23 protein-coding genes, 1 tRNA gene and 1 riboswitch are annotated in these 23,988 nt (G+C 72.3%); of the genes, 12 read left to right on the top strand and 12 right to left on the bottom strand.

Features of this window, described 5'->3' with window-relative positions:
• Window positions 1–387: 387 nt before the first annotated feature.
• Window positions 388–891, top strand: a complete 504-nt coding sequence (locus EDF50_RS07710) for a hypothetical protein (RefSeq protein WP_123519010.1) — start codon at window positions 388–390, stop codon at window positions 889–891.
• Between the two features lie 174 nt (window positions 892–1,065).
• Here the strand turns inward: EDF50_RS07710 and EDF50_RS07715 are convergent, their stop codons facing one another.
• Both EDF50_RS07715 and EDF50_RS07720 read right to left on the bottom strand, forming a co-directional pair.
• Window positions 1,066–2,505, bottom strand: coding sequence for an MFS transporter (locus EDF50_RS07715; protein WP_123519011.1), 1,440 nt, complete (start codon window positions 2,503–2,505; stop codon window positions 1,066–1,068).
• Window positions 2,502–2,891, bottom strand: coding sequence for a DUF2256 and DUF3253 domain-containing protein (locus EDF50_RS07720; RefSeq protein ID WP_123519012.1), 390 nt, complete (start codon window positions 2,889–2,891; stop codon window positions 2,502–2,504). Before EDF50_RS07720 ends, EDF50_RS07715 begins: the two co-directional genes overlap by 4 nt.
• A 416-nt stretch (window positions 2,892–3,307) precedes the next feature.
• On the opposite strand from EDF50_RS07720, the gene EDF50_RS07725 reads away from it, so the two are divergent.
• Window positions 3,308–4,606 (top strand): MFS transporter, encoded by a 1,299-nt coding sequence (locus tag EDF50_RS07725; protein ID WP_123519013.1) that lies wholly within the window; start codon window positions 3,308–3,310, stop codon window positions 4,604–4,606.
• A 96-nt stretch (window positions 4,607–4,702) separates the two neighbouring features.
• Here EDF50_RS07725 and EDF50_RS17025 read toward each other — a convergent pair whose 3' ends face one another.
• Window positions 4,703–4,828 (bottom strand): hypothetical protein, encoded by a 126-nt coding sequence (locus EDF50_RS17025; RefSeq protein ID WP_255410057.1) that lies wholly within the window; start codon window positions 4,826–4,828, stop codon window positions 4,703–4,705.
• A gap of 147 nt (window positions 4,829–4,975) precedes the next feature.
• Window positions 4,976–5,464, bottom strand: coding sequence for an Asp23/Gls24 family envelope stress response protein (locus EDF50_RS07735; RefSeq protein WP_123519015.1), 489 nt, complete (start codon window positions 5,462–5,464; stop codon window positions 4,976–4,978).
• 262 nt (window positions 5,465–5,726) lie between these two features.
• Between EDF50_RS07735 and EDF50_RS07740 the strand changes: the two genes are divergently transcribed.
• Window positions 5,727–7,295: a cryptochrome/photolyase family protein gene (locus EDF50_RS07740; protein WP_123519016.1), complete on the top strand. Its 1,569-nt coding sequence runs from the start codon at window positions 5,727–5,729 to the stop codon at window positions 7,293–7,295.
• A gap of 173 nt (window positions 7,296–7,468) precedes the next feature.
• The gene (locus EDF50_RS07745) at window positions 7,469–8,089 is read left to right on the top strand and encodes a hypothetical protein (RefSeq protein WP_123519017.1); all 621 of its coding nucleotides are present in this window, start codon (window positions 7,469–7,471) and stop codon (window positions 8,087–8,089) included.
• Between the two features lie 193 nt (window positions 8,090–8,282).
• Here the strand turns inward: EDF50_RS07745 and EDF50_RS07750 are convergent, their stop codons facing one another.
• Entirely contained in the window at window positions 8,283–9,452 is a 1,170-nt protein-coding gene (locus tag EDF50_RS07750) for an SGNH/GDSL hydrolase family protein (protein ID WP_123519018.1), read from the bottom strand.
• 58 nt (window positions 9,453–9,510) lie between these two features.
• Window positions 9,511–11,202: an ABC-F family ATP-binding cassette domain-containing protein gene (locus EDF50_RS07755; protein WP_123519019.1), complete on the bottom strand. Its 1,692-nt coding sequence runs from the start codon at window positions 11,200–11,202 to the stop codon at window positions 9,511–9,513.
• 130 nt (window positions 11,203–11,332) lie between these two features.
• On the opposite strand from EDF50_RS07755, the gene EDF50_RS07760 reads away from it, so the two are divergent.
• Window positions 11,333–11,518, top strand: a complete 186-nt coding sequence (locus EDF50_RS07760; RefSeq protein WP_054147120.1) for a PspC domain-containing protein — start codon at window positions 11,333–11,335, stop codon at window positions 11,516–11,518.
• 28 nt (window positions 11,519–11,546) lie between these two features.
• On the opposite strand, the gene EDF50_RS07765 is transcribed toward EDF50_RS07760, so the two are convergent.
• Together EDF50_RS07765 and clpS are read right to left on the bottom strand one after the other, a co-directional pair.
• Window positions 11,547–12,023, bottom strand: coding sequence for a DUF2017 domain-containing protein (locus EDF50_RS07765; RefSeq protein WP_158612662.1), 477 nt, complete (start codon window positions 12,021–12,023; stop codon window positions 11,547–11,549).
• Window positions 12,020–12,325, bottom strand: coding sequence for an ATP-dependent Clp protease adapter ClpS (gene clpS, locus EDF50_RS07770; protein WP_123519020.1), 306 nt, complete (start codon window positions 12,323–12,325; stop codon window positions 12,020–12,022). Before clpS ends, EDF50_RS07765 begins: the two co-directional genes overlap by 4 nt.
• Window positions 12,326–12,374: 49 nt before the next feature.
• Window positions 12,375–12,458, top strand: a riboswitch (ZMP/ZTP riboswitch).
• A 44-nt stretch (window positions 12,459–12,502) separates the two neighbouring features.
• Between clpS and glyA the strand changes: the two genes are divergently transcribed.
• Together glyA and EDF50_RS07780 are read left to right on the top strand one after the other, a co-directional pair.
• Window positions 12,503–13,822 carry a serine hydroxymethyltransferase gene (gene glyA / locus EDF50_RS07775; RefSeq protein WP_123519352.1) on the top strand — a complete coding sequence of 440 codons (1,320 nt, stop codon included), beginning with the start codon at window positions 12,503–12,505 and terminating at the stop codon, window positions 13,820–13,822.
• Window positions 13,823–13,902: 80 nt separating this feature from the next.
• Window positions 13,903–14,820 carry a bifunctional methylenetetrahydrofolate dehydrogenase/methenyltetrahydrofolate cyclohydrolase gene (locus EDF50_RS07780; protein ID WP_123519353.1) on the top strand — a complete coding sequence of 306 codons (918 nt, stop codon included), beginning with the start codon at window positions 13,903–13,905 and terminating at the stop codon, window positions 14,818–14,820.
• A 364-nt stretch (window positions 14,821–15,184) separates the two neighbouring features.
• Here the strand turns inward: EDF50_RS07780 and galK are convergent, their stop codons facing one another.
• Together galK and galT are read right to left on the bottom strand one after the other, a co-directional pair.
• On the bottom strand, window positions 15,185–16,390 hold the full coding sequence (gene galK, locus EDF50_RS07785; protein ID WP_123519021.1) for a galactokinase: 1,206 nt from the start codon (window positions 16,388–16,390) through the stop codon (window positions 15,185–15,187).
• Window positions 16,387–17,490 carry a galactose-1-phosphate uridylyltransferase gene (gene galT / locus EDF50_RS07790; RefSeq protein WP_123519022.1) on the bottom strand — a complete coding sequence of 368 codons (1,104 nt, stop codon included), beginning with the start codon at window positions 17,488–17,490 and terminating at the stop codon, window positions 16,387–16,389. Before galT ends, galK begins: the two co-directional genes overlap by 4 nt.
• Before the next feature lie 79 nt (window positions 17,491–17,569).
• On the opposite strand from galT, the gene EDF50_RS07795 reads away from it, so the two are divergent.
• Both EDF50_RS07795 and EDF50_RS07800 read left to right on the top strand, forming a co-directional pair.
• Window positions 17,570–18,436, top strand: coding sequence for a DeoR/GlpR family DNA-binding transcription regulator (locus EDF50_RS07795; protein ID WP_233570449.1), 867 nt, complete (start codon window positions 17,570–17,572; stop codon window positions 18,434–18,436).
• A gap of 73 nt (window positions 18,437–18,509) precedes the next feature.
• Window positions 18,510–19,451 carry an aldose 1-epimerase family protein gene (locus EDF50_RS07800; protein WP_123519023.1) on the top strand — a complete coding sequence of 314 codons (942 nt, stop codon included), beginning with the start codon at window positions 18,510–18,512 and terminating at the stop codon, window positions 19,449–19,451.
• A gap of 459 nt (window positions 19,452–19,910) precedes the next feature.
• Here the strand turns inward: EDF50_RS07800 and EDF50_RS07805 are convergent.
• Window positions 19,911–19,983 (bottom strand) — tRNA-Lys (locus tag EDF50_RS07805).
• Window positions 19,984–20,142: 159 nt separating this feature from the next.
• On the opposite strand from EDF50_RS07805, the gene EDF50_RS07810 reads away from it, so the two are divergent.
• The 3 genes from EDF50_RS07810 to EDF50_RS07820 all read left to right on the top strand — a co-directional run bounded on the left by EDF50_RS07810 (window position 20,143) and on the right by EDF50_RS07820 (window position 23,062).
• Window positions 20,143–20,772 (top strand): hypothetical protein, encoded by a 630-nt coding sequence (locus EDF50_RS07810; RefSeq protein ID WP_055977451.1) that lies wholly within the window; start codon window positions 20,143–20,145, stop codon window positions 20,770–20,772.
• Between the two features lie 773 nt (window positions 20,773–21,545).
• Window positions 21,546–22,142: a sigma-70 family RNA polymerase sigma factor gene (locus tag EDF50_RS07815; protein ID WP_123519024.1), complete on the top strand. Its 597-nt coding sequence runs from the start codon at window positions 21,546–21,548 to the stop codon at window positions 22,140–22,142.
• Window positions 22,139–23,062 (top strand): anti-sigma factor domain-containing protein, encoded by a 924-nt coding sequence (locus EDF50_RS07820; protein WP_158612663.1) that lies wholly within the window; start codon window positions 22,139–22,141, stop codon window positions 23,060–23,062. The genes EDF50_RS07815 and EDF50_RS07820 overlap by 4 nt, the downstream gene beginning before the upstream one ends.
• A 140-nt stretch (window positions 23,063–23,202) precedes the next feature.
• Here the strand turns inward: EDF50_RS07820 and pstB are convergent, their stop codons facing one another.
• Window positions 23,203–23,982 (bottom strand): phosphate ABC transporter ATP-binding protein PstB, encoded by a 780-nt coding sequence (pstB, locus tag EDF50_RS07825; protein WP_054146880.1) that lies wholly within the window; start codon window positions 23,980–23,982, stop codon window positions 23,203–23,205.
• Between the last annotated feature and the right edge of the window lie 6 nt (window positions 23,983–23,988).

Below are 23,988 nucleotides of genomic sequence, written 5' to 3' on the forward strand. Positions count from 1 at the left end.
GGACGGCGACGGTCCTGACCCCCCGCAGGAGGCGCGGGGGGGGGGGCGGCGGCCCCCCCCCCCCCCCCCGGGGGGGGGGGGGCCCCACCCCGGGGGGGCCCCCAACCCCGGGGGGGGGGGGTGGGGCATAATAGCCGAGAGGAACCCCGGGGGGGGGGGGCGGGGCCGGGGGGGGGGGCGCCCCCCCCCCCCCCCGGCCGCGGGGGGGGGGGGGCCCCCCCCGCGGGGGGCCCCCCCCCCCCCGGGGGGGGGGGCCCCCCCCCACGACGGTGGTGCGACCTCCCGGCGCCGGCGGCGGTGGCGGCGCCGGCGGCCGCGGCCACGGTGCCGGACGACCGGCAGGCCGCCGGGGTCGACGACCCGAGGAGGCGCGGTTAGGCTCCCGCCATGCCCGTCCGGTCCGAAGAAGGTCGCGTCATCGTCCGCATGTTCGCTGGTCTCTCGGGCAGCGTCCTGTGGCTCGGCGATGCGCTCGACCACGCCCGTGCCCATCTGTCGTCGGGGCTCGTGGCCGACCTGGACGCGTGGGACGCCTACCACCGGACACGACTCGACCCCGACCTCGGTGCGCACGCCGAGGCCGACGAGCGCACCTTCGCGCGGACCGGCGCCGCCCTCGCCGAGCGTCTGGCGGACGAGCTCGGCGTCGGGTTCGAGGTGCACCTCGTCTTCGCGGGCCGCGAGGTCCGCCGGTCGTCGGAACCCCCGACGAACCCACGGGCCGCCCGAGTGCTGAACGCCCGCGCCGAGCAGGTCGAGGCCGAGGCACGTGAGATCGCCGCGAGCCACCCGGGCGGTGGCTGGTACGCCTACGCTCCGCTCTCGGGCCGGCGCTTCACGCCGTCGCGGCGCGAGCGGCCCGCCCCCGGCACCGACCGCCCGCCGCGCTGAGGTCTCCCCCGCACCCCCACCCCGATCCCCCGCTGTCGCACCGCCGAATGAACACCGCACCGCCCATCTCGACGGTGCGATGTACATCCGCCGGTGCGACCCCGACTCCCGACCCCGACTCCCGACCCCGACCCCGACCCCGTCCCCGTCCCCGACCCCGGCACCGCGACGACGTCAGCCCCGGGCAGGTGCCCGCAACGACCGGTCGAACACGGTCAGCGCCGTCGCCACGACCGCGAGCCCGATCACGACCCCGGCGAGCGTGTGCAGCCCGATCGTGGTCGGGGCGTCCCCGTAGACACCGCCGATCAGGCTGGACGCACCGATCGCGCCGACGTAGATCGCGGTGCGCGAGAGCCCGGCGGCCGTGCCGATCATCGACGACGGCACCTGGCGGTAGAGCGCGGCCTGGTTCGAGACCGAGGCGAGACCCTGCGGGAGGCCGAACAGGGCCGGCACGAGCACCAGCGACCAGACGGGCGACCCGGAGGCGGTGGTCAGCAGCAGCGCGCCTCCTGCGATCGGGACGGTCGCCGCCACGATCAACGGCAGCCGCACGCCCGACCGCCGGGCGAAGACGAACGACACGACCCCCGCCACGATCGCACCGGGCAGCTGGATGAGCCCGGCCTGCGCGCTGCCGATGCCCCCGACCTGCTGCACCCACTGCGAGAAGCCGTAGGTCACCGTGTAGGCGATGCCATAGACGAGGAAGAGCCGCAGGTAGGTGCGGGTGAGCGGTCCGTTGCTCGCGAGCACGCGCACGTCGATGAACGGGGCGACGGCGCGCAGCTCCCACGCGACCAGGCCGGCCAGGGCGGCGACGGCGATGCCGAGCAGCCACCACCAGCCCTGCCGCAGGTCGAGCAGGAAGACCAGCAGGGCGGCGATCGTCACGGCGAAGAGGGCGAGCCCGGGCAGGTCGACGGCGCGGGCGAACGAGAGCCGGGCGGCGGGGGTGTCGCGGGGCGGGCGCAGCGAGTCGCTCGGCATCCAGAGCAGCGAGAGCACGAGTCCGACGCCGGCGAGCGGCACGTTGACGAGGAAGATCGAATGCCAGCCGAACAGGCCGATGAGCGCGCCGGCGAGGGCGGGCCCGGCCGCCGCCGACGCGAGCGACGAGATCGACAGGCCACCGAGCACGAGCGGGGGAGTCGCGACGCCGAAGCGGTCCGACTGGTTGCGGATCGCCGTCATCGCCGCGGGGTAGGCAGCCGAGGTGCCGATGCCGATCAGCACCCGTGCCGTGACGGCCCCGCCGAACGACGGCAGCAGCTCGGGCAGCACGCCGGCGAGCATCACGACCACCATGCCGCTGACGAAGACCTTCTTCGGTCCGATGCGGTCGGCGAGCTTGCCCATCGTGGGCTGGCCGATGGCGCTGGCCAGGTAGAGCGCGGCGACGAGCCAGATCGCCTGGTCGGCCCCGATGCCGAGGTCGGTCGAGATCGGGGCGAGGGCCACCGCGATCATCGTCGTGTTGATCGGGTTGAGCAGCGGCCCGAAGAGCAGGGGCACGACGAAGCGCGGCCCGAACGGTCGGGCGTCGTGCGAGGTGCGGGCGACGCGGGAGGCGCGGCCCTGGTCTCGTCGGGCCTCCGGCGCCCGGCTCACGACCGGTGCCGGCGGATGCGGATCGGACCCTTCGCCGTCGACGGATCGACCACCGACCCGCCCTGCGTGATGTCGACCTCGCCCGCGGCGACGAGGCGCCGGGCCGCGCGCCGCACGGGCTCCATGAGGCCGCGCCAGGCGTCCTCGTCGTCGGGGTGCAGCGACCGCGCGACGTCCGACGGGCAGATCGACGACGTCGCCGCCCGGGCCGCCAGCAGGTCGCGGATGCGCTGTTCGAGCTCGCGGTCCTGAGCCGTCACCTTGCGCTTGCGGCACGCGTCGCTGCAGTACGCGACCTCGTCCCAGTTCGACGCCCACTTCTTGCGCCACTCGATGGTGCGTCCGCACGATCGGCAGGTCTTGGGGTCGGGGGTCGCGGCGCTCATGCCGACAGTCAACGCGGGAGGCGCGGTGAGCGTTCCCGGGGAGGCGCAGGTCGCCCTCCGCTGCGGACCGGACCCGCGCCTCCTGACCGCACCACACCGCGGTTCGTGCACCACACCCCGTCTGGATCGTGTGTGGTGCACGAAGCGCGGTGCGGTGCGGCACACCGGGCCCCTGGCCAGGTCGGACGGCAGCGGCTAGACTCGACCTCGGTCGGGCGGTACTCCCGGCCCCGGGCGTGCACGACAGCGCGCAGTCGGGATCACCATCCTCCCCGAGCCACCCACGGTCACCAGCGGCACGAGTCGCGGGGGCCGTGCCGCCGACAGGCCTGCTCGACCCTCGGGTCGAGACGACTAGCCGGCCCGTGGCCGCCATCGGGTCGAGAGAACGGCGCCCGCCGACCACCCCAGGTTCCATGACACTCGCACCCCCGCGCCCCACGGCGCCCTCGTCCACCCCGTCCGCCCGCTTCCCGTGGGCCGGCCTGATCGCCATCGCCGTCGCCACGTTCCTCTCGATCTCGGGCGAGATGCTGCCGACCGGCCTGCTGCCCGAGATGAGCGCCGACCTCGGCGTCACCGAGTCGAGCATCGGCCTGCTCGTCAGCGTCTTCGCCTTCACGGTCGTCCTGACCAGCACGGGCCTGACCCACCTCACCCGGCGTCTGCCCCGGCACCTGATCGTCGTCGGCCTGATCGTCGTCCTCGCGATCAGCGCCGGGCTCACCGCGATCGCACCGACCTACGAGCTCGTGCTCGCGAGCCGCGTGCTCGGTGGTCTCGCTCACGGCATGTTCTGGGCGATCGGCGGCGCCTACGCCGGACACCTCGTGCCGCGGGCCCAGGTCGGCCGTGCGCTCGCGGTCGCGATGAGCGGCGGTACCCTCGCGTTCGTGCTGGGCGTCCCGCTCGGCACCGCGCTCGGCCAGGCCCTCGGGTGGCGTGAGGCGTTCGGCATCCTCGCCGGGCTCATGGCGCTCGGTGCGGTCTTCGTCTACAAGTTCCTGCCGCCGGTCGGTCGTGGCACGGCCCACGAGTCGACTCCGGAGCCGGTGACCGACGCGGTCCCGACGCTGGTCGACGGCACCGCGCCTCCTGCGGCTGCCGCGGTGCGTCGTCGTCGCGCGCTGCCGAGGCCGAGCGTGCTCGGCGTCGTGCTGAGCTGCGTCATCACGGCGGTCTTCATGATCGGGCACTACTCGTTCTTCACCTACATCACGCCGTACCTCGTGCGGTCGACGGGGGTGCCCGAGCAGGGCCTGGCCGGCTGGCTCTTCGCGTTCGGCATCGCCGGGGCCGTGGGGCTCGGCATGGTCGGCTGGTTCCTCGGCGCACGGCCGCGGGTGAGCATCCCGATCGGGGTGGCCGTGGTCGGTCTCGCCGTGACGGGCATGCTGGTGTTCGAGGGGATGCTCGTGCCGTCGCTCGTGGCGTTCGTCCTGTGGGGCGTGACGTTCGGGGCGCTGCCGCCGCTGTTCCAGACGCGCATGCTGCAGGTCGCCCCCGAACGCATGCGCGACCTGGCGAGCGCGTTCTACACGACCGGCTTCAACGCCGGCATCGGTGGCGGCGCCCTGATCGGCGCCCTCGTGCTCGACGGGTCGGGGCTCGACTCGCTGCCGGTGCTCTACATCGCGGTGGCGGCGATCGTGCTGGTCGCCGTGCTCGCGAGCGACCGTCTGCTCGCTCGCCGCTCTGCCCGCCCCGCCGCCTGAGCCGCTGCGTCGGGGACGACGAAGAACGCAGGAGGCGCGACTCGCGTGAGTCGCGCCTCCTGCGTTCGAGGCGCTACGGGGTGTCGTGCGGCCGGGTCAGCGGCGCCGCCCGGGCTGCTGGTAGCCGCCGGCCTGGCCGGTGCCGCCGCCGCGCTTGTTCATGATCTTCTTGATGACGAAGCCCACGATGAGCGGAGCGAAGCGTCGGAGCAGTGATGCCATGGTGGTGCCTCCTGGGCGGTGGTGCACGGGTCGTGCGGTCGAGCCGGTCGGCTCGGTGAGGTGCGGCCCGCGGGGGGTGCGGGAGACGGTCACGTCGGGGTGACCGCCGCAGGTCCTACTGAACTCGGTGTCTGCTGGACTCGCCGCCTACTGGACCCGCTGCGAGTCGGCCTTGTCCTTGTCGTCGTCGTCCTGGCCGGCGATGAAGATGTCGCTGACCTCGATGTTGATCTCGACGACCTGCAGCCCCACGAGTTGCGTGATGGCGTCGCTGACGGCCTGGCGGACGTCGTCCGCGACCTGCTGCACCGACAACGGGTAGTCGACGACGATGCTGATGTCCGCCGCGGCCTGGGTCTCGCCGACCTCGACCTTGACGCCCTGGCCGTGGTCCTGCTGGCCGACGGCGGTGCGCAGCGCACCCACGGCACGCGAGGCTCCGCCACCGATCGAGTGGACGCCCGGCACTTGGCGGGCGGCGATGCCCGCGACCTTCGCGACGACGCCGTCGGCGATCCGCGTCGTGCCGGCCGCGTCGGACGACACGGTCGAGGCGCCGTCGACGCGCGAGGCGCCGTCGACGCGGGAGCCGGTGCTGACGGTGGTGGCGGGGGTGGGGGTGGCGGTGTTCGACATCTCGGGTCCTCTTTCGGCTGGGGGAGTCGTGCTGGTGGTCGTGCCGTGGTCGTCGTGCGATCGGGCCGTGACCCGATCGGGCCGTGACCCGACCGGGCCGTGACCCGACCGGGCCGTGACCCGACCGGGCCGTGATCCGACCGGGCCGTGCCCGTCGGGCCGGGGCGACCCGGGCTGCACGTCAATGAGACGCCGTGCCCGCCGGGTTCGTCACGGTGAACATGCTGGCAACCCGCTGAGTGCCCGCGTCTACTGTCGGGGCATGCAGCGCACCCGGTGGATCTTCCTCGACCAGCTCGGCCCGCACTTCGACGACGGCGACCCGATGCTGCTCGTCGAGAGTCGCTCGTCGTGGCGGGGCCGCACCCTGCACCGGGCCAAGCTGCAGCTGATCCTGTCGGCCGTCCGACACCGGGCCGCCGAGCTGGGCGACCGCGTCGACTTCCGTCAGGTCGAGCACTACTCCGAGGCCCTCGAGGGTCGCGACGACCTGCAGGTCGTCGACCCCACCTCGTACCGGGCCCGACGCCTCGTGCGGTCGGTCGGGGCCGAGGTGCTGCCGAGCCGCGGCTTCGTCTCGAGCGAGGCCGAGTTCGCCGACTGGGCTGCCGGCCGGCAGGGGGGTCGCGGCTCGAGCCGGGCGGGAGGCGCGGCGACCGACGCCGACGACGCCCGACGAGGAGGCGCGGGTCGACCGACCGGCGCGTCCGGCGGTCGACCGGCACCGCGCCTCCTGATGGAGGACTGGTACCGGGCCGTGCGCCAGCGGACCGGCCTGTTGATGGAGGGCCCGCAGCCCGTGGGCGGCCAGTGGAACTACGACCACGACAACCGCGAGAAGCCGCCGAAGGGTGCCGCGACGCTCGGCCTCCCCCCGCAGGAGTGGCCCGTCGAGGACGACATCGACGCCGAGGTGCGGGCCGACCTCGACCGCTGGGAGCGCGAGGGTGTCGTCACGCTGGTCGGCGACGACGCGCCCCGACGGTTCGCGGCCACCCGGGCCGAGGCGACGGCGGCGCTGGCGGACTTCGTCGAGGTGCGGCTGCCCGACTTCGGCCCGTTCGAGGACGCCACGTTGTCGGGCGACTGGACGATGGCGCACTCGTTGCTCAGCGCCCCGATGAACCTCGGGCTGCTCGACCCGCGCGAGGTCGTCGAGGCCGCGATCTCGTCGTACCAGGCCGGCGACGCGCCCCTGCGCAGCGTCGAGGGGTTCACCCGGCAGATCGTCGGCTGGCGCGACTGGGTCTGGCACCTCTACTGGCACCTCGGCGAGGACTTCGCCACGACGAGCAACCACCTCGGCGCGACGCAGCCCCTGCCCGAGGTGTTCGCCGGGCTCGACGCCGAGGCCGTCGAGGCCGAATGCCTCAGCGACACGCTCGACGGGCTGCGTCGGCACGGCTGGAACCACCACATCCAGCGCCTGATGATCCTCGGCAACTGGGCCCTGCAGCGCGGCGTCGACCCGGCCGCGCTCAACCAGTGGTTCGTCGACATGTACGTGGACGGCACCCCGTGGGTGATGCCCGCCAACGTCGTGGGCATGTCGCAGCACGCCGACGGCGGCATCGTCGCCACCAAGCCGTACGCGTCGGGCGGCGCCTACGTCAACCGCATGACGGACCACTGCGGCTCGTGCCGTTTCGACCCGAAGAAGCGGCTCGGCGAGGACGCCTGCCCGGTGACCGCCGGGTACTGGGCGTTCCTCGACCGCGTCGAGCCGGTGCTCTCGGGCAACCCGCGCATGGGCCAACAGTTCGCCGGGCTGCGCGGGTTGTCCGACCGCGAGGCCGTCGTCGAGCAGGAGCGCACCCGCACGACCTGGTGAGCCGGTGCCCGGCCCGGCCCCGCCGCCGGAGGTCGCACCACGTCCGCGTCGTCGAACCCTCGTCCGGGGCGGTGCGACGACACGACGGTGGTGCGTCCTCGGAGGTGCCCCTCGTTAGGGTGACGGAAGCGCCGGGCGCAGGGAGCCCGGGGCAGATCACGAGGGAGTCCCCGATGACCACGACCATGCGCAGAACGGCCGCGACGGCCACCACCACGGGCGTGCTCGCCCTCGGCCTGCTGCTCGCCGGCTGCACCTCAGGAGGCGCGGGCGGCGGGGACGGCGCCGGTTCCGGTGGGTCGTCCGGCGGCTCGGGCGGCTCGGGGTCGACGGCTTCCGGCGAGGGCACCTTCGACGACCTCGCCAGCTGCGACGACGTCGGCTCGGCCCTCGGCGGAGTCGTGGAGGGTCTCGAGCTGCGCGACGACAGCACGTTCTCCGGCGATCAGGCCAACTGCCAGTGGGCGACGCCCACGACCGAGGCGACGGACGCCGCGGACGTGACGGCGATCGTCGTCCTCGCCCAGCGCCAGGACTTCAGCGCCGACGACATCAGTGCCCAGACCTCGCAGATCGAGGGCACCGAGGGCGTCGAGACCGTCGACGACTCGCGCGTCGGGGCCTTCGGCGGCCAGGCGTTCTCGCAGACGGTGACGCAGCAGGGCATCACGGCCTCGGCCAGCACCATCCTCTCGCCGCACGGTCTGATCGCCGTCACGGCGACAGGTGCGGGCGACGCCGCCCCGCTCAGCACCGACGAGACCCTCGACGCCGCCTACGGCCTCTTCGACTGAGCCGCGCCGGGGCGGGCGTCGTCCTCACGACGCGCCCCGCGCCTGCTGGTCCCGACTCCGCCCCGACTCCGCCCCGACCGCCCACTCGTCTGCTGACACCTCGCTCGAGTGGGCAGAAGATGCGCTCCGTCCGGCTACGAGCGACATCTCCTGCCCACTCGGCAGCGGCTGCCGCCGGGAACGCGGTCGCAGCTCAGCCGACGCTGAGCTGCTCGAGCACGAAGTCCGCGATGACGCGCTGCCCGGCGTCGTTCGGGTGGACGCCGTCGGCGGAGAGCAGAGAGACGACCCCGTCGTCCGGCAGGGCGTCGGCGAGGTCGACGTAGGCACTGCCGGTCTCGTCCGCGAGGCGCCGGACGACCGCGTCGTAGTCGCCGGCGTCCGCGGCGAGCCCCTGCGTGAGGTTGGTGCCGGGCACGAACTCGCCCATGAGGAGGATCGATGGCGGGTCGTCGAGGCTCTGCAGCCCGTCGATCAGGGTGCGGTAGTCGTCCTCGAACTCGGCCGGCGTCCGGGTGAAGGCGTCGTTGGCACCGAGCGTGATCGTGACGAGATCGGGCTTCGTCGCGGCGATCGAGTCGAGGAACCCGGGCAGGTCGGCCGTGAAGGTGCGGGCCGTGGCGCCCGAACGGGACGAGTCGAAGAGCGAGATGCCGCGGTCGCGATCACCGTCGAAGGCGGTGAGGCCTTCGATGTCGACCGGCGTGTGGGCGTGGATCGTCACGGTGTGGGCGCCGGCCTCGAGCCCGGAGACCGAGGTGATGCCGCTGGTAGCCATCGAGTCACGGGTGTCGACGTCGACCGCGTCGCCGTCGTCGACGACGTAGCTGAAGGTGCCGCCGCCGCTCGACCACCAGAGGTCGAGGTCGGTGCCGGTGAACGGGTACGTCGTGGTCGCGCCCGCGCCGAGGGTGACCGAGCGGTAGCCGAGGTCGGCGGTGCGGGACGAGGCCGACACCGACCCCTCGTTGCCCGTGGCCCAGCGCGCCCAGGTCGACGCGGGGGGAGCGACGGCGAAGGCGGCCGGCCGGTAGCCGACCCCGCCCGGCACGTCGTCGGTCGGGTAGCGCTCGCGCAGGCCGTCGAGGGTCAGGTCGATCCAGCGGGAGTCCACGGTCGAGGCGCCCATGCCCTCGGGGATCGAGTCGCCGACGGCGACCCAGCGGGCCGGGTAGTCGTCGCGGTCGTCGAGGGCTTGCGCCCAGTCGGCGAGCTCCGAGGAGGCGCGGGCCGGCTGGGCCGACGAGGTCCCGCTCGCGGAGGCGCCGCCCGTGGGCTCGCTCGGTCCGGTCGGGTTCGCCGTGCAGCCCGTGAGCAGGGCGAGGGCAGCGGCGACCGCGACCATTCGGGTGGTACGGGTCATGGAGACGACGGTAGTCGTGGCGCGGGGGAGTCGTTCACCGGCCGCGGCGTCGGCACGCTCACGACTCGGTGACGGTACCGCTCTCGACGCGCCAGTGGCGGTCGAGCCGGACCGTCTCGAGCATCCGTCGATCGTGGGTGACGAGCAGCAGCGTCCCGTCGTACGACTCGAGGGCCTGCTCGAGCTGCTCGATGGCGGCGAGGTCGAGGTGGTTCGTGGGTTCGTCGAGCACGAGCACGTTGACACCACGGGCCTGCAACAGGGCGAGGCCGGCACGGGTGCGCTCGCCGGGCGAGAGCTCGTCGACCGGCCGCGAGACGTGGTCGGCCTTGAGCCCGAACTTGGCGAGCAACGTGCGCACCTCGGCCTGGGGCCAGTCGGGCACGAGCGCCTCGAACGCGTCGGCCAACGGCACGTCGCCGGCGAGGAGCGCGCGGGCCTGGTCGATCTCACCGACGGCGATGCTGGCTCCGCGACTCGCGCCTCCTTCGCTCGGGGCCTGGCGGCCGAGCAGGCCGCGCAGCAGGGTCGACTTGCCGGCGCCGTTCGGGCCGGTGATGCCGATGCGGTCGCCGCCGTCCACCTGCAGCGAGACCGGGCCGAGCACGAACTCGCCCGTGGCGGGGTCGCCCTGGCGGAACACCGCGCCGCTGAGGGTCGAGACGACCGCGCTCGACCGGGCGGCCGAGCCGATGGTGAACTCGAGCTGCCATTCTTTGCGGGGTTCGTCGACCTCGTCGAGGCGGGCGATGCGGCTCTCCATCTGGCGGACCTTCTGGGCCTGCTTCTCACTCGACTCGGCCGATGCCTTGCGGCGGATCTTGTCGTTGTCGGGCGCCTTCTTCATGGCGTTGCGGACGCCCTGGCTCGACCACTCGCGCTGCGTCCGGGCCCGGCCGACGAGGTCGGCCTTCTTATCGGCGAACTCGTCGTAGGCCTCACGGGCGTGACGGCGGGCCGTCTCGCGCTCGTCCAGGTAGGCGTCGTAGCCACCACCGAAGACGCGGTTCGACGACTGCGCGAGGTCGAGTTCGAGCACCTTGGTGACGCACCGCGCCAGGAACTCCCGGTCGTGGCTGACGAGGACGATGCCGCCCCGCTGGCCCAGCACGAAACGCTCGAGTCGTTCGAGGCCGTCGAGGTCGAGGTCGTTGGTGGGTTCGTCGAGCAGGGCGATGTCGAAGCGGCTGAGCAGCAGGGCGGCGAGGCCGACGCGGGCGGCCTGGCCCCCGCTGAGGCCGGTCATGGGGCTGTCGGGGCCGACGGCTCCGTCGCCGTCACGGTCGAGGCCGAGGTCGGCGAGCACCTGCGGCAGACGGTCGTCGAGGTCGGCGGCGCCGCTGGCGAGCCACCGGTCGAGGGCGGTCGAGTAGACGTCGGCCGGGTCGAGGCCGTCGGGGCGCGGGGCCGGGTCGGGGTCGCCGAGGGCCGCGGCGGCCGCGTCCATCTCGGCGGTGGCCTGCGTGCTGCCGGTGCGGCGACCGATGTAGTCGGCGACGGTCTCGCCGGGCACGCGCTCGTGCTCCTGCGGCAGCCAGCCGACGAAGGCGTCGCCGGGGTTGAGCGTGATCGTGCCGGCCTGCGGCTCGTCGACGCCCGCGAGGAGGCGCAGCAACGTCGACTTGCCGGCCCCGTTCACGCCCACCACGCCCACGACGTCGCCCGGGGCGACGGTCAGGTCGAGGTCGTCGAAGAGGGTGCGGTGCCCGTGGCCGCCGGCCAGGCCCTTGGCCACGAGTGAAGCGCTCATCCGGCCATTCTCGCGCACCGAGGAGGCGCGGCGCGGGTGGCGTGGGCGGGCGGGCGCGGGTGGGGTCGCCGGACGGGGACCGGGCGGCGGCGGCGGGCACCCTCCAGGCGAGGCTGGCATGCTCGGAGGCATGGCCTCCCTCACTCGTCCCCGCCGCGGCAAGATCATCGCCGGAGTCTGCGCCGCCCTCGCGAACCGCTTCGGCATCAGCGCCTTCCTGGTACGGCTGATCTTCGTGCTGTCGATCATCCTTCCCGGCCCGCAGGTGCTCGTGTACCTCGTGCTCTGGGTCGTGTTCCCGAAAGAGAACCGCTAGGCCGGGTCGCGGGTCGCGGGTCGCCGGGTCAGCCCTTGGGCAGGGACCGCAGCAGCGCCTCCTGCAGGTAGCCCAGCCAGTCGAACACGTGCCCCATCGCCTGCAGTTGCGTGTCGTCGCTCGTGGGGACGCCGTCACCCGTGACCCCGAGTCGCTCGCCGAGGGTGAGTCGCAGGTCGTTCAGGGTGCGCAGCCACGACTGCTGTGCCGCACGGTCGAGCGTCGTGCCCGGTTCGCCCAGCACCGCCAGCACCGCTCGGCCGTTCTCGACCTTGCGCCGGGTCAGGTCGTCGGCCGTGAACCGGCGGAACTCGGCGGCCGCCTCGGCGTCGTCACGGTACGCCGCAGGCAGGAGGCGCGCCAGGGCCGGATCGCCCTCGTCCCCGTTCTCGAGCAGCGACACCAGTTGCCCGACCAGGTCGGTCAGCAGCCCGCGCTCGTCGGCGTCGAGCCGCACGCGGATCTCGTCGCCGCCCCGCGGACGGACGAACGGCACGAGCGTCACGCCTCGTCCTCTTTCGAGAGGGTCGCCCAGAGGCCGTAGTCGTGCATGGCCTCGACGTGGCGCTCCATCTCTTCGCGGTTGCCCGTCGCGACGACCGCGCGGCCCTCGGTGTGCACGCGCATCATCAGGCGCTTCGCCTCGGCCCGCCCGAAGCCGAAGTAGCTCTCGAAGACGTGGGTGACGTACGTCATCAGGTTGACCGGGTCGTCCCAGACCAGCGTCACCCAGGGGGTGTCGGGCGAGGTCAGGAGGCGCGGGTCGGCCTCCGTTCCCGTGCGGGTGTCGTCGAGGGTGAGGCTCACCCGTCCAGGGTGTCACACGGCTTCCGACAGTGAGCCCCGGTTGTTATGCTGGGCCGGTCGCGACTGGCGTTCAGATGGTCACCATCGGGGAGCGACTGACACACGTGCGTGGCCGTACGCCTGGGCCACGACATCCGACCTCCGTCCGTCCCGTGTGCCAAGGAGTCCTCCGTGACCATCTCCGACCAGACCAGCGCCCAGACCTCCGGCTCGACCGCCGCCGGCTCGACCGACCGCCAGCCGTCGACCTTCAACCAGCCGCTCTCGGTCGTCGACCCCGAGATCGCGGCCGTCCTCGAGCAAGAGCTCGGCCGTCAGCGCGACTACCTCGAGATGATCGCGTCCGAGAACTTCGTGCCGCGGGCCGTGCTCGAGTCGCAGGGCTCGGTGCTCACCAACAAGTACGCCGAGGGCTACCCCGGGCGTCGGTACTACGGCGGCTGCGAGTTCGTCGACGTCGCCGAGAACCTCGCCATCGACCGTGCCAAGTCGCTGTTCGGCGCCGAGTTCGCCAACGTGCAGCCGCACTCGGGCGCCCAGGCGAACGCCGCCGTGCTCGCCGCGATCGCCGACATCGGCGACACCATCCTCGGTCTCGAGTTGTCGCACGGCGGTCACCTGACCCACGGCATGAAGCTCAACTTCTCGGGCAAGATGTACAAGGCCGTGGCCTACGAGGTCGACCCCGAGACCTACCTGATCGACATGGACGTCGTCCGTCGCCAGGCGATCGAGCACCAGCCCAAGGTCATCATCGCCGGCTGGTCGGCCTACCCGCGTCAGCTCGACTTCGCGGCGTTCCGCGCCATCGCCGACGAGGTGGGCGCCTATCTCTGGGTCGACATGGCGCACTTCGCCGGCCTCGTCGCCGCCGGTCTGCACCCGTCGCCCCTGCCCCACGCGCACGTCGTCTCGTCGACCGTGCACAAGACCCTCGCGGGCCCCCGCTCGGGCGTGATCCTCTCGAACCACGAGCCGCTGTTCAAGAAGCTGAACTCGGCCGTGTTCCCCGGCCAGCAGGGCGGCCCGCTGATGCACGTCATCGCGGCCAAGGCGACGGCGTTCAAGCTCGCCGCGGAGCCCGAGTTCAAGGACCGTCAAGAGCGTACCATCCGCGGCGCCCAGGCCCTCGCCGCCCGCCTCACGGCCGACGACGCGAAGGCCGCCGGAGTCGACGTGCTCACCGGGGGCACCGACGTGCACCTGGTGCTCGTCGACCTGCGTGCCAGCGAGGTCGACGGCAAGCAGGCCGAGAACCTGCTGCACGACGTCGGCATCACGGTGAACCGCAACTCGGTGCCGTGGGACCCTCGTCCGCCCATGGTCACCTCGGGCGTTCGCATCGGCACGTCGGCGCTCGCCACCCGTGGTTTCTCGGACGACGAGTTCGCCGAGGTCGCCGACATCATCGCGCTCACGCTGATGCCGTCGCCCGACATCGAGGCCCTCGCGGCCCGCGTCAAGGCGCTGACCGACGCGTTCCCGCTCTACGCGTGAGCGCTGACGTCACGGCCGGCACTCCGGCGGGCGTCGAGCGTTCGTCGGGCGTCCCCGGCGGGGCGTCGTCCGGAGGCGCGGTGCGCGTCGAGCGCACCCATTTCGTCCCCGGCGACGACTCGTCCGCGGTGAAGATCGACGGCACGGCCCTGGCCGCCGCCGTCAAGGACGACCTGCGCCTCCGGGTGGACGCCCTCAAGGCCCGCGGCATCGCCCCGGGGCTCGGCACGATCCTGGTCGGGGCGAACCCCGGCTCGTTGTCGTACGTCGCGGGCAAGCATCGTGACTGCGCCGAGGTCGGCATCGAGTCGATCCGCATCGACCTGCCCGACACGGCGTCCGAGGCCGAGATCCGTCGGGCGATCGAGACGATGAACGCCGACCCCGCGGTCACGGCGTTCATCATCCAGCTGCCGTTGCCCGCCGGGATCGACCCCACGGCGATGCTCGAGCTGATGGACCCGGCCAAGGACGCCGACGGCCTGCACCCGGTCAACCTCGGCGAGCTCGTCCTCGCGGTGCCCGGCGGCAAGGGCTCGATCGACACGCCCCTGCCGTGCACGCCCCGTGGCATCGTCGAGATGCTGCACGCCTACGACATCCCGATCGCGGGCACACACGTCACGATCATCGGGCAGGGTCTGACCGTCGGACGCCCCCTCGGGTTGCTGCTGACGCGGCTCGAGGCGACGGCGACGCTGACGCATTCGCGCACGGTCGACGTGGCCGCCGAGGTGCGTCGGGCCGACATCGTCGTGGCAGCCGCCGGCGTCGCGGGGCTGGTCAAGCCGGACTGGGTGAAGCCCGGAGCCGCCGTGATCGACGTCGGCATCACCCGCGTGCTGAACGGCGAGACGGGCAAGTACACGCTGCGCGGGGACGTCGACCCCGCGGTCGCCGCCGTCGCAGGCTTCCAGTCGCCCGTGCCGGGCGGGGTCGGGCCGATGACCCGGGCCATGCTGCTGAAGAACGTGGTCGAGGCCGCCGAGCGTCCCTGACGCCCCCGCGTCACCCACCACGCCAGAAGATGGGCACAGCGCCATGTTTTCTCCTGGTGCTGTGCCCATCTCGTGGTGCTGTGGCGGTCTCGTGGTGCTGTGGCGGTCTCGTGGTGCTGTGCCCGTCTCGTGGTGGGGTGGCCATACCCGTGGTCCTACGCCGGGGTCGTACCCTCGTCCCGCCATGAACTAAACACGCCGCCACGCAATGACGTGGCGGCGTGTTCACCTCGTGGCGGGCTGTGCTGTCGCGGCACCCAGCACGCCAGAAGATGGGCACAGCGCCAGGTTTTCTCCTGGTGCTGTGCCCATCTCGTGGTGCTGTGCCGTGCCGTGCCCGGGGCGGGCGCGGGTCAGCCCGGTGTCAGGCGTCGCGGCGGGCGCCCTCGGCGGCGTGCACGGTGAACACCGTCGGAGCCGTGTGGCCGGCCTCGGCGAAGGCGGCGACGATCGCCGCTTCGACGTCGTGGCGCGCCTCGGTCGGGACCAGCGCGATGGCCGATCCGCCGAAGCCGCCACCGGTCATGCGGGCGCCGACGGCGCCGGAGGCTTGGGCGGTGGCGACGGCGAGGTCGAGTTCGGGCACCGAGATCTCGAAGTCGTCACGCATCGAGACGTGCGAGGCGTCGAGCAGGTGACCGATCGCCCGCGGGCCGTCGGTGCGCAGCGTGCGGACGGTGTCGAGGACGCGCTGGTTCTCGGTGACGACGTGGCGGACGCGTCGGAGGGTCTCGTCGTCGAGGACCTCTTCTGCTCGGCCGAGGTCGTCGGCGTCGAGGTCGCGCAGGGAGTCGACGCCGAGGGCGGCAGCCCCCTTCTCGCACGAGGCGCGGCGCTCGACGTAGCCCCCGGTGGCGTGGGCGTGTTCGACGTGGGTGTCGACGACGAGCACTTCGAGGCCGGCGGCGGCGAAGCCGAGGTCGATGACGTCGGCGTCGAGACTCCGACAGTCGAGGAACACCCCGGAGTCGGCCCGACCGAGCAGTGACGCCGACTGGTCCATGATGCCGGTCGGTGCGCCGACGGCCTCGTTCTCGGACAGCTGGCCGACGGCGGCGAGAGCCGAGCGGTTGACGTCGAGCGACCAGAGTTCGGCGAGGGCCACGGCCACCGAGCACTCGAGCGCGGCGGACGACGAGAGCCCGGCGCCGACCGGCACCTCGGACTCGACGAAGAGGTCGAGGCCGCCCACGCCCGACAGGTCGATGGTCGAGAGGTCGCCCCCGGCGGCGGCGAACGAGGGTGAGTCGGCCCGGTCGTGCGCGACGGACAACGCCCAGGCGATGCCGAACACGTACGCCGACCAACCCGACATCGAGTGCGGGTCGAGGTCGTCGAGCGAGATCTCGTGCACGCCGGCCTCGAACGACGACGCGACGCGCAGCAGGCGGTCGTCGCGGCGGCCGACCGTGACGGTGGTGCGACGATCGATGGCGAAGGGCAACACGAACCCGTCGTTGTAGTCGGTGTGCTCGCCGATGAGGTTCACGCGGCCCGGGGCGGACCAGCGCCCGGCGACCTCCGTGTCGAAGACCTCGCTGAAGCCCTGGGGAGTGGTGGTGTCGGTCATGATCGCTCGATCGCCTCTCGGATTCGGTCGGCCTGGACCTCGGGGACGAGGTCGCCCACCCAGGCTCCCATCGCCGCCTCGGAGCCTGCCAGGAACTTCAACTTGCTCTCGGCCCGGCGCGGCGAGGTGATCTGCAGCATCAGGCGGACGGTGTCGCGGCCGACCCCGACCGGGGCCTGGTGCCAGGCCGCGATGTAGGGCGTCGGGTCGTCGTAGAGGCCGTCCACCCCGCGCAGGAGGCGCCGGTACATCACCGCGAGTTCGTCGCGTTCGTCGTCGGTCAGCGCCGCGAAGTCGGGGGCGTGGCGGTGCGGCAGGAGGTGGATCTCGATCGGCCAGCGTGCGGCGAACGGGACGAAGGCCGTGAAGTGCTCGCCGGCCAGGACGACGCGCGGTCCGGAGCGTTCGCGGTCGAGCAGGTCGGCGAACAGGGTCGGCCCGTAGGTCTCGATGCTGTCGAGCAGACGGGTGGTGCGCGGCGTGACGTAGGGGTAGGCGTAGATCTGGCCGTGCGGGTGGTGCAGGGTGACGCCGATCGCCTGCCCGCGGTTCTCGAACGGGAACACCTGCTGGATGCCGGGCAGGGCCGACAGGGCGGCCGTGCGGTCCGCCCACGCCTCGACCACCGTGCGGGCGCGCGACTCGCTCAGGTCGGCGAACGACCCGTGGGTCTCGGGGCTGAAGCAGACGACCTCGCAGCGGCCGACGCTGCGGAGGGTGCGCTCGAGGCCGATGCGGGTCAAGTCGGCGAGCCCGTCGGGTGCGTCGTCGCTCTCGAGCAGCGGCCCGAACGACGGCGAGCGGTTCTCGAACACGGCGACGTCGTAGACGTCGGGGATCTCGGACGGGTTGGTCTCGCTGGCCGGTGCCAGCGGGTCGAGCTCGGCCGGAGGCAGGAACACGCGGTTCTGGCGGGAGGCGGCGATGGAAACCCACTCGCCGGTGAGGACGTCCTGCCTCATGGTCGCGGTGTCGGGCCGTGGGTCGAGCGTGCGGGCGTCGACGCGGCGTTCGGCCGTGAGCGTCGTGTCGGCGTCGTCGAAGTAGATGAGTTCGCGGCCGTCGGCCAGGACCGTCGTGCGCTTCGTGATGGACGACATCGCGCCTCCTTCTGTTCGGGGCACTCGCGACCACGACTTGCAGTTGCGAAAGTACGTGAAAGCATACGAAACTGGCCGGGTGAACGGCAACTCGACCCCGCCTCCGGTGCCGCGGCCCGCGCCGCTGCCGGGCGAGCGGCGTCGCGACCGCATCGCCGACCTCGTCGGGCGCCGCGGGTTCGTGCGGACGGCCGAGCTGGCGCGTGAGTTCCGGTTGTCCGAGGTGACGATCCGCACCGACCTCGAGAGCCTGGCGGCCGACGGCCTACTGTCCCGCGTGCACGGCGGTGCGCTGTCGGTCGACCGGCCCGCCGAGCGTCCGTTCGAAGAAGAGAGCTCGGTCTCGACCGAGGCCAAGCGCGCCATCGGGGTCGAGGCCGCCTCGCTCGTGCGTTCTGGTGACTGCGTCGTGCTCGACGTCGGGACGACGACCACGCAGATCGCTCTGGCCCTGCTCGAACGCCACGACCTCGAGGGGGTCGTGGTCGTGACGAACGGTCTCACCATCGCGCTGGCGCTCGAGCAGGCGGTGCCACGGTTCACGGTGATCGTGTCGGGTGGCACGCTCCGACCCCTGCAGCACTCGCTGGTCAACCCGTTGGCGACGAGCGTGTTCGCGAGCGTCACCGCCGACCTGGCGTTCATCGGCTGCACGGGCGTCCACGCGACGCACGGCGTCACGAACGTCAACCTGCCCGAGACCGACCTCAAGCGCCTCATGACCCAGACCGCACGCCGGTCGTACATCGTGGCCGACGGCAGCAAGCTCGGCGAGGCCCACCTGGGCGTCATCGGGCCGCTCGACACCTTCGAGGGCCTCGTCACGGCCGGCGCCGACGACGCACGCGTCGCCGAGCTGCGTCGGGCCGGCCTCGCCGTCGTGACCGCAGGAGGCGCGGGCGAGGTCGACGCGCCTCCTCGCGACCCTGCCCCCTCGCGTCCCTGAGCGCTCGGCTCCCGACCACCGGGGCCGCACGAGATCCCGGACGCAACCGGCACCCGAGAGCGAGACTGGAACGATGACGACGAGCAACCCGACCGGAGAACAGTACGACCTCACCCTCGAGCACGAGGGGCGCCGCGTGACGGGTGTCGTCACGCAGGTGGCGGCAGGCATCCGGGCGCTGGCCGTCGACGGCGTCGCCCTGACCGAGACCTTCGGCGCCGACGAGGCCCCGCCCTCGGCGTGCGGCATCACGCTCGTGCCCTGGCCGAACCGCGTCGCCGGGGGCCGGTGGACGCTCGACGGGCGCGAGCAGCAGCTCGACCTCACCGAGCCGGCCAAGGGCAACGCCAGCCATGGGCTGCTGCGCTACACGGCCTACCGGGTGGTCGACCGCGAGCCGCACGCCGTGACGCTCGGGGCGACGGTGTTCCCGCAGCACGGGTACCCGTTCCAGCTCGACACGACCGTGCGGCACGAACTCGTCGCCGACGGAATGGTCGTCACGCACACGGTCACGAACGTCGGCCCCGACCGCGCGCCCTTCGCCGTCGGGTCGCACCCGTTCCTCCGGGTGGGCGACCACGATCCGGCGACGCTGACCGTCACGCTCGCGGCGTCGACCCGGTACGAGACGGACGAGGCCAGCATCCCGGTCGGCACGTCGCCGGTGGCCGGTACCGCCTTCGACCTCTCGCACGGACTGCGCCTGGGCGACCTCGACCTCGACACGGGGTACCGCGACGTCGCGCCCGACGCCGACGGCATCCGCACGACGACGCTCACGGCGCCCGACGGCTCGGCGACCGAGCTCTGGCAAGATCCGTCGTTCGAGTACGTGCAGGTGTTCACACCCCGCAACTTCCCTCGCGACGGGGTGACGGGGCTGGCGGTGGCAGCGGAGCCGATGACCGCACCGGCCAACGCGTTGGCCTCGGGGGAGGGCCTGCGCTGGCTCGACGCGGGTGAGTCCTGGACGGGGCGCTGGGGCGTGCGGTACCGGGCGGTGACCGCGTAGCGACCGTCGTCGTCGACGCGCCTCGCGGGGGTCGTTGTCCAGAATGCGCGACCCTGGGAGCCTCGCGTCGCCACGCGCGTACCGTTCACTGCTGTCTCCCCATGGTCCCGAAGCCCTGGCGTACCCCGTAACGACCCGGTCGGCTTGCCCGACACGTGTCGCGAGGAGGCCGAGCGCCCCTCCCGGCCCGAACCGGAGGGGCGCTTTCTCTCGCCGTCGACAGATCGGCTGACAGGCCGACGCCGAGGGAGCGTATGTTCTGCCCTTAACAGGCGGGTTGGTCCCGTCTGGAATCGGGGGACAGGATTCGGGTCACGTCTCTCGTGGTGGGGCCGCCGCATTCGGGTGCGATGTCGGCCCCGCCTTCCCGGGCCGCGGCGTGCGGGCCGTGCAATCGCGAAATCGCTGGCTGGGAGGCCGGACGGCGTCGACGACCTCGAGATCTTCGACGGATACAGGTGGGCCCCGTGGGGCTCGAACCCACGACCCGCGGATTAAAAGTCCGATGCTCTACCAACTGAGCTAGAGGCCCGTGCGCGTCCACTTTACGGGATGCCGCGCCTCTTGGTCGCCAGGCCGACCCGCGCCTCCTCGGTGTCGTCGGGTGCCAGCGGGCACCGTCGGGTGCCGGCGGTGATGCCGTGGGCGAACGTTCGGCTCGGTGTCGGTGGGCGCGCCTATCGTGGGGCCGGTGCCGAGACCTTTCCACCGCCCGACCCAGTTCTCGGGGTCCGAGTTCGAAGCCTTCCAGGGCGGAGACGACCCCGCGACGATGAACCGCGTCGCCCACGAGTCGGCCTCGGCCCTCGTCGCCCGCGTGAAGCACGACCCGAGCCCCGAGATCCTCGACCGGCTCGTCACCTTCACCGACCAGCACGGCATCGACGCGGTCGCCGAACTCTGGGCGCGGGCGAGCCCCCACAGCCTGCCCGGCGCCCTCTGGCGCATCTACCTCGTCCGGGCCGTCATCCGGCAGAACCCGGTCGAGGTCACGCAGCTCTTCGAGCGCGGGGTCGAGGTCGCCACCACGATCGACCCCGTCGTCGCGGGTGCCCCGGCGCCGGCCAGCCCCGAAGAGATCCTCGAGCTCGCCGACCTGATCCTCCGTGGCGTCTTCGTCGGTGACTTCGCGATCGCCCTCGAGCGGGGTGCCGCGTTCTGCCGCCTGGCCGCCGCCGGCGCCACCTCGGTCGCCGACGACCAGGACGCCGTCGGGTCCGACCGTGCCGGCGAACTCACCCGCCGCGCGCTGCGCTTCAGCGAACTCGGGGTCGACCTGGTCGCCTGTGCGCACCTGTGGCGCGACGACAGCCTCGACTGAGCGACGCTCCCGTGCGGCCGAGGCCCGAGCCTGGCCGCCTCCGACCACGGGGGCTCGACACGCGCGAACCCCCGTCACGTTCGCACGACGCGAACTCGTCGGACCGCCCGGCGCGAGGCGGGTAAAGTCTCTCTGGTCGGGCCGCAGTAACCCCGGGCTCCAAATTTAGCCGCTTCGAGCGGCCTCGCGCCGAGAGGCGTTTCTGCGGTCCGGCACCTCTTCCCCCCGCCTTCCTGCCTCCCGAGATGCTCTCGGTCGAGAAGCCGGCGTGACGAGCGGCCGCCGCCCCCCCCGCGACGAATCCCGCCCCTCCCCGCGACGAATCCCGCCCCTCCTCGGCCCGCTGCGTGTGCACATCGCGACACCGACGCCGCGTCAGTCGCCCGCGAGGCGAAAGTGAGCGGCGCGTCGGGCCCTGGCGGTCGGGTTCTGCACGCATCTCGATCCGCAAGCGGTCGGGTTCGGCCCGGAGCCCCGATCGGCCGGCACGACCGCTCGCGAATGTTCGTCCAATCCACCCGGCTGCCGGTGCCGAACCATTCACGTGAGGGATCCACGATCCCCCGCCGACACCCGTCCTCCCTATGTTTCGGGCGTCGGCGGGCTGGTCTCCCTGCGATGCACCGGGCCTGAACGCCATCCCAGACGGCTGCATCGCAGGGGGTCCCGTCCGCACCACGAACACGGCACCACGAACACCGCCCCACATCACGATCCGCTCCGGATCATGAGCCACGAACCGACGAACAGTGCGACCGGAGGTGAACCCTGACATGCTCGAACTCGTGACCCGAGAGACAGAGACGCCCGACACCGGGCTCACCCTGTCGACTCCCGACGAACTGCTGCCGCGAGTCGCACAGGGCGACCAGACCGCCTTCGCCGAGCTGTACGACCAGACGGCGCCCCGCGTGCTCGGCCTGGTGAAGCGGCTCCTCAAGGACCACGCCCAGTCCGAAGAGGTGACCCAAGAGGTCTTCCTCGAGATCTGGCAGAACGCCACGCGCTTCGATTCCACACGGGGCAGCGCCGCCAGCTGGATGCTCACGATGGCGCACCGCCGCGCCGTCGACCGCATCCGCGCCTCCCAGGCAGGTCGTGACCGCGACCTCAAGATCGGCGTGCGCGACCTCGAGACCGACTACGACTCGGTCACCGAGTCCGTCGAGATCCGCATCGAGCACGAGCGGGTCGAGCGGGCCCTCGGGCGCCTCACCGAACTGCAGCGGCAGGCGGTGAAGCTCGCCTACTACGGCGGCCTCAGCCACAGCGAGGTCGCGAAACTGTTGGACGTGCCGATCGGCACGGTCAAGACCAGACTGCGCGACGGGATGATCCGCCTGCGCGACGAGATGGGGGTGGCATCGTGACCGATCACGACGAGCCCACGCGCGGCCGCCACGCGGACGACGCGGGCACCACGGGCGTCGACACCGACAACCTGTCCGGTGCCTACGTGCTCAACGCAGTGAGCGACGACGAACGACAGGCGTTCGAGGCCTTCCTCGACGACACATCAGACCAGCACGACGACATCAGGACGGAGGTGGCCGAATTGAGAGAGACCGCACTATTGCTCGCCCACGCGGCTCGGCCCGTCACCCCCTCGGCCGGGCTCCGTGCCAGCGTGCTCGACCTCATCGCGTCGACGCCGCAGCTCGCGCCGCTCACGGCGACGGCAGACCACGACATCGCGACGACCGCAGGAGGCGCGGGTGACGACGACCACGAGCGTCACGTCGAGCGCGCCCCGGCCCCCGAGATGGAGCCGAGCGAGTCCGAGGGTGCTCGTGTGCTCGTCCCCTCCGGTGCCGCGCACCGGCGCTGGTTCACGCGTCCGGTCGCCATCCTCGGTGCGGCCGCCGCGGCCGCTGCGCTCTTCTTCGGCGGCGGTGCCCTCGTCGAGGGACTCGGCCAGAGCGGCCAGCAGCAAGAACAGCAGGCGTCCGGCATCGACGAGATCTACGCCGCGAGCGACTTCCAGCGTTCGGTGGCCGACGTCAGCACGGGCGGCAAGGCGACGCTCATCTGGTCCGACGAGCTCGGTCGTTCGGCCGTCGTCGTGGACGGCATGACCTCACTGCCCGGCGACCAGACCTACGAGCTCTGGTACATCAATGCCGACGGTGCCGTGCCCGCGGGCACCTTCGACGCCTCGTCGAGCGCACCGGAGACACACCTCCTCAAGGGCGAGATGGCCCCCGGCGACACGATCGGCATCACGGTCGAGCCCTCGGGTGGGTCGTCGGCGCCGACCAGCGATCCGGTCGTCGCCATCCCCAGCGCCTGACCCGGCACCCTCGGTACGGCCCTGGGTCGGCACCACGTGCGAGAGGCGGTCCACCATCCGGTGGACCGCCTCTTCTCGTGTCCGCCCCGCCGTCGTGCGGCGGGTGGGCCCGCCTCACCCCGAGGAGGCGCGGTGCCCGATCAGCCGAAGCGACCCGACACGTAGTCTTCCGTCGCCTGCACGCTCGGGTTCGAGAACATCTTCGCGGTGTCGTCGTACTCGATCAGCTTGCCGGGCTTGCCGGTACCCGCGATGTTGAAGAACGCCGTCTTGTCGCTGACACGACTGGCCTGCTGCATGTTGTGGGTCACGATGACGATCGTGTACTGCTGCTTGAGCTCTTCGATGAGGTCCTCGATGGCCAGGGTCGAGATGGGGTCGAGGGCCGAGCAGGGCTCGTCCATCAGCACGACGTCGGGTGAGACCGCGATGGCACGCGCGATGCAGAGGCGCTGCTGCTGGCCGCCCGAGAGGCCCGAACCGGGCTTGTCGAGACGGTCCTTGACCTCGTTCCAGAGGTTCGCGCCCTGCAACGACGACTCGACGAGGCCGTCCTGGTCGCTCTTCGACATGCGCCGGTTGTTGAGCTTGACGCCGGCGAGCACGTTGTCGCGGATGCTCATCGTCGGGAACGGGTTGGGACGCTGGAACACCATGCCGACCTGCCGGCGGACGAGCACCGGGTCGACGCCGGGGCTGTACAGGTCGTTGCCGTCGATCAGCACCTCGCCCTCGACGTAGGCGCCGGGGATGACCTCGTGCATACGGTTGAGCGTGCGCAGGAAGGTCGATTTGCCACAACCGGACGGGCCGATGAAGGCGGTGACCGTGCGGGGCTCGATGGTGATGTTGACGTCTTCGACGGCCTTGAACTTGCCGTAGTAGACGTTGAGGTCGTTGACCTCGATGCGCTTGGACACGGTGAT

The organism is Frigoribacterium sp. PhB24 (assembly GCF_003755185.1).
In the GTDB taxonomy this organism is placed as follows: Bacteria; Actinomycetota; Actinomycetes; order Actinomycetales; family Microbacteriaceae; genus Frigoribacterium.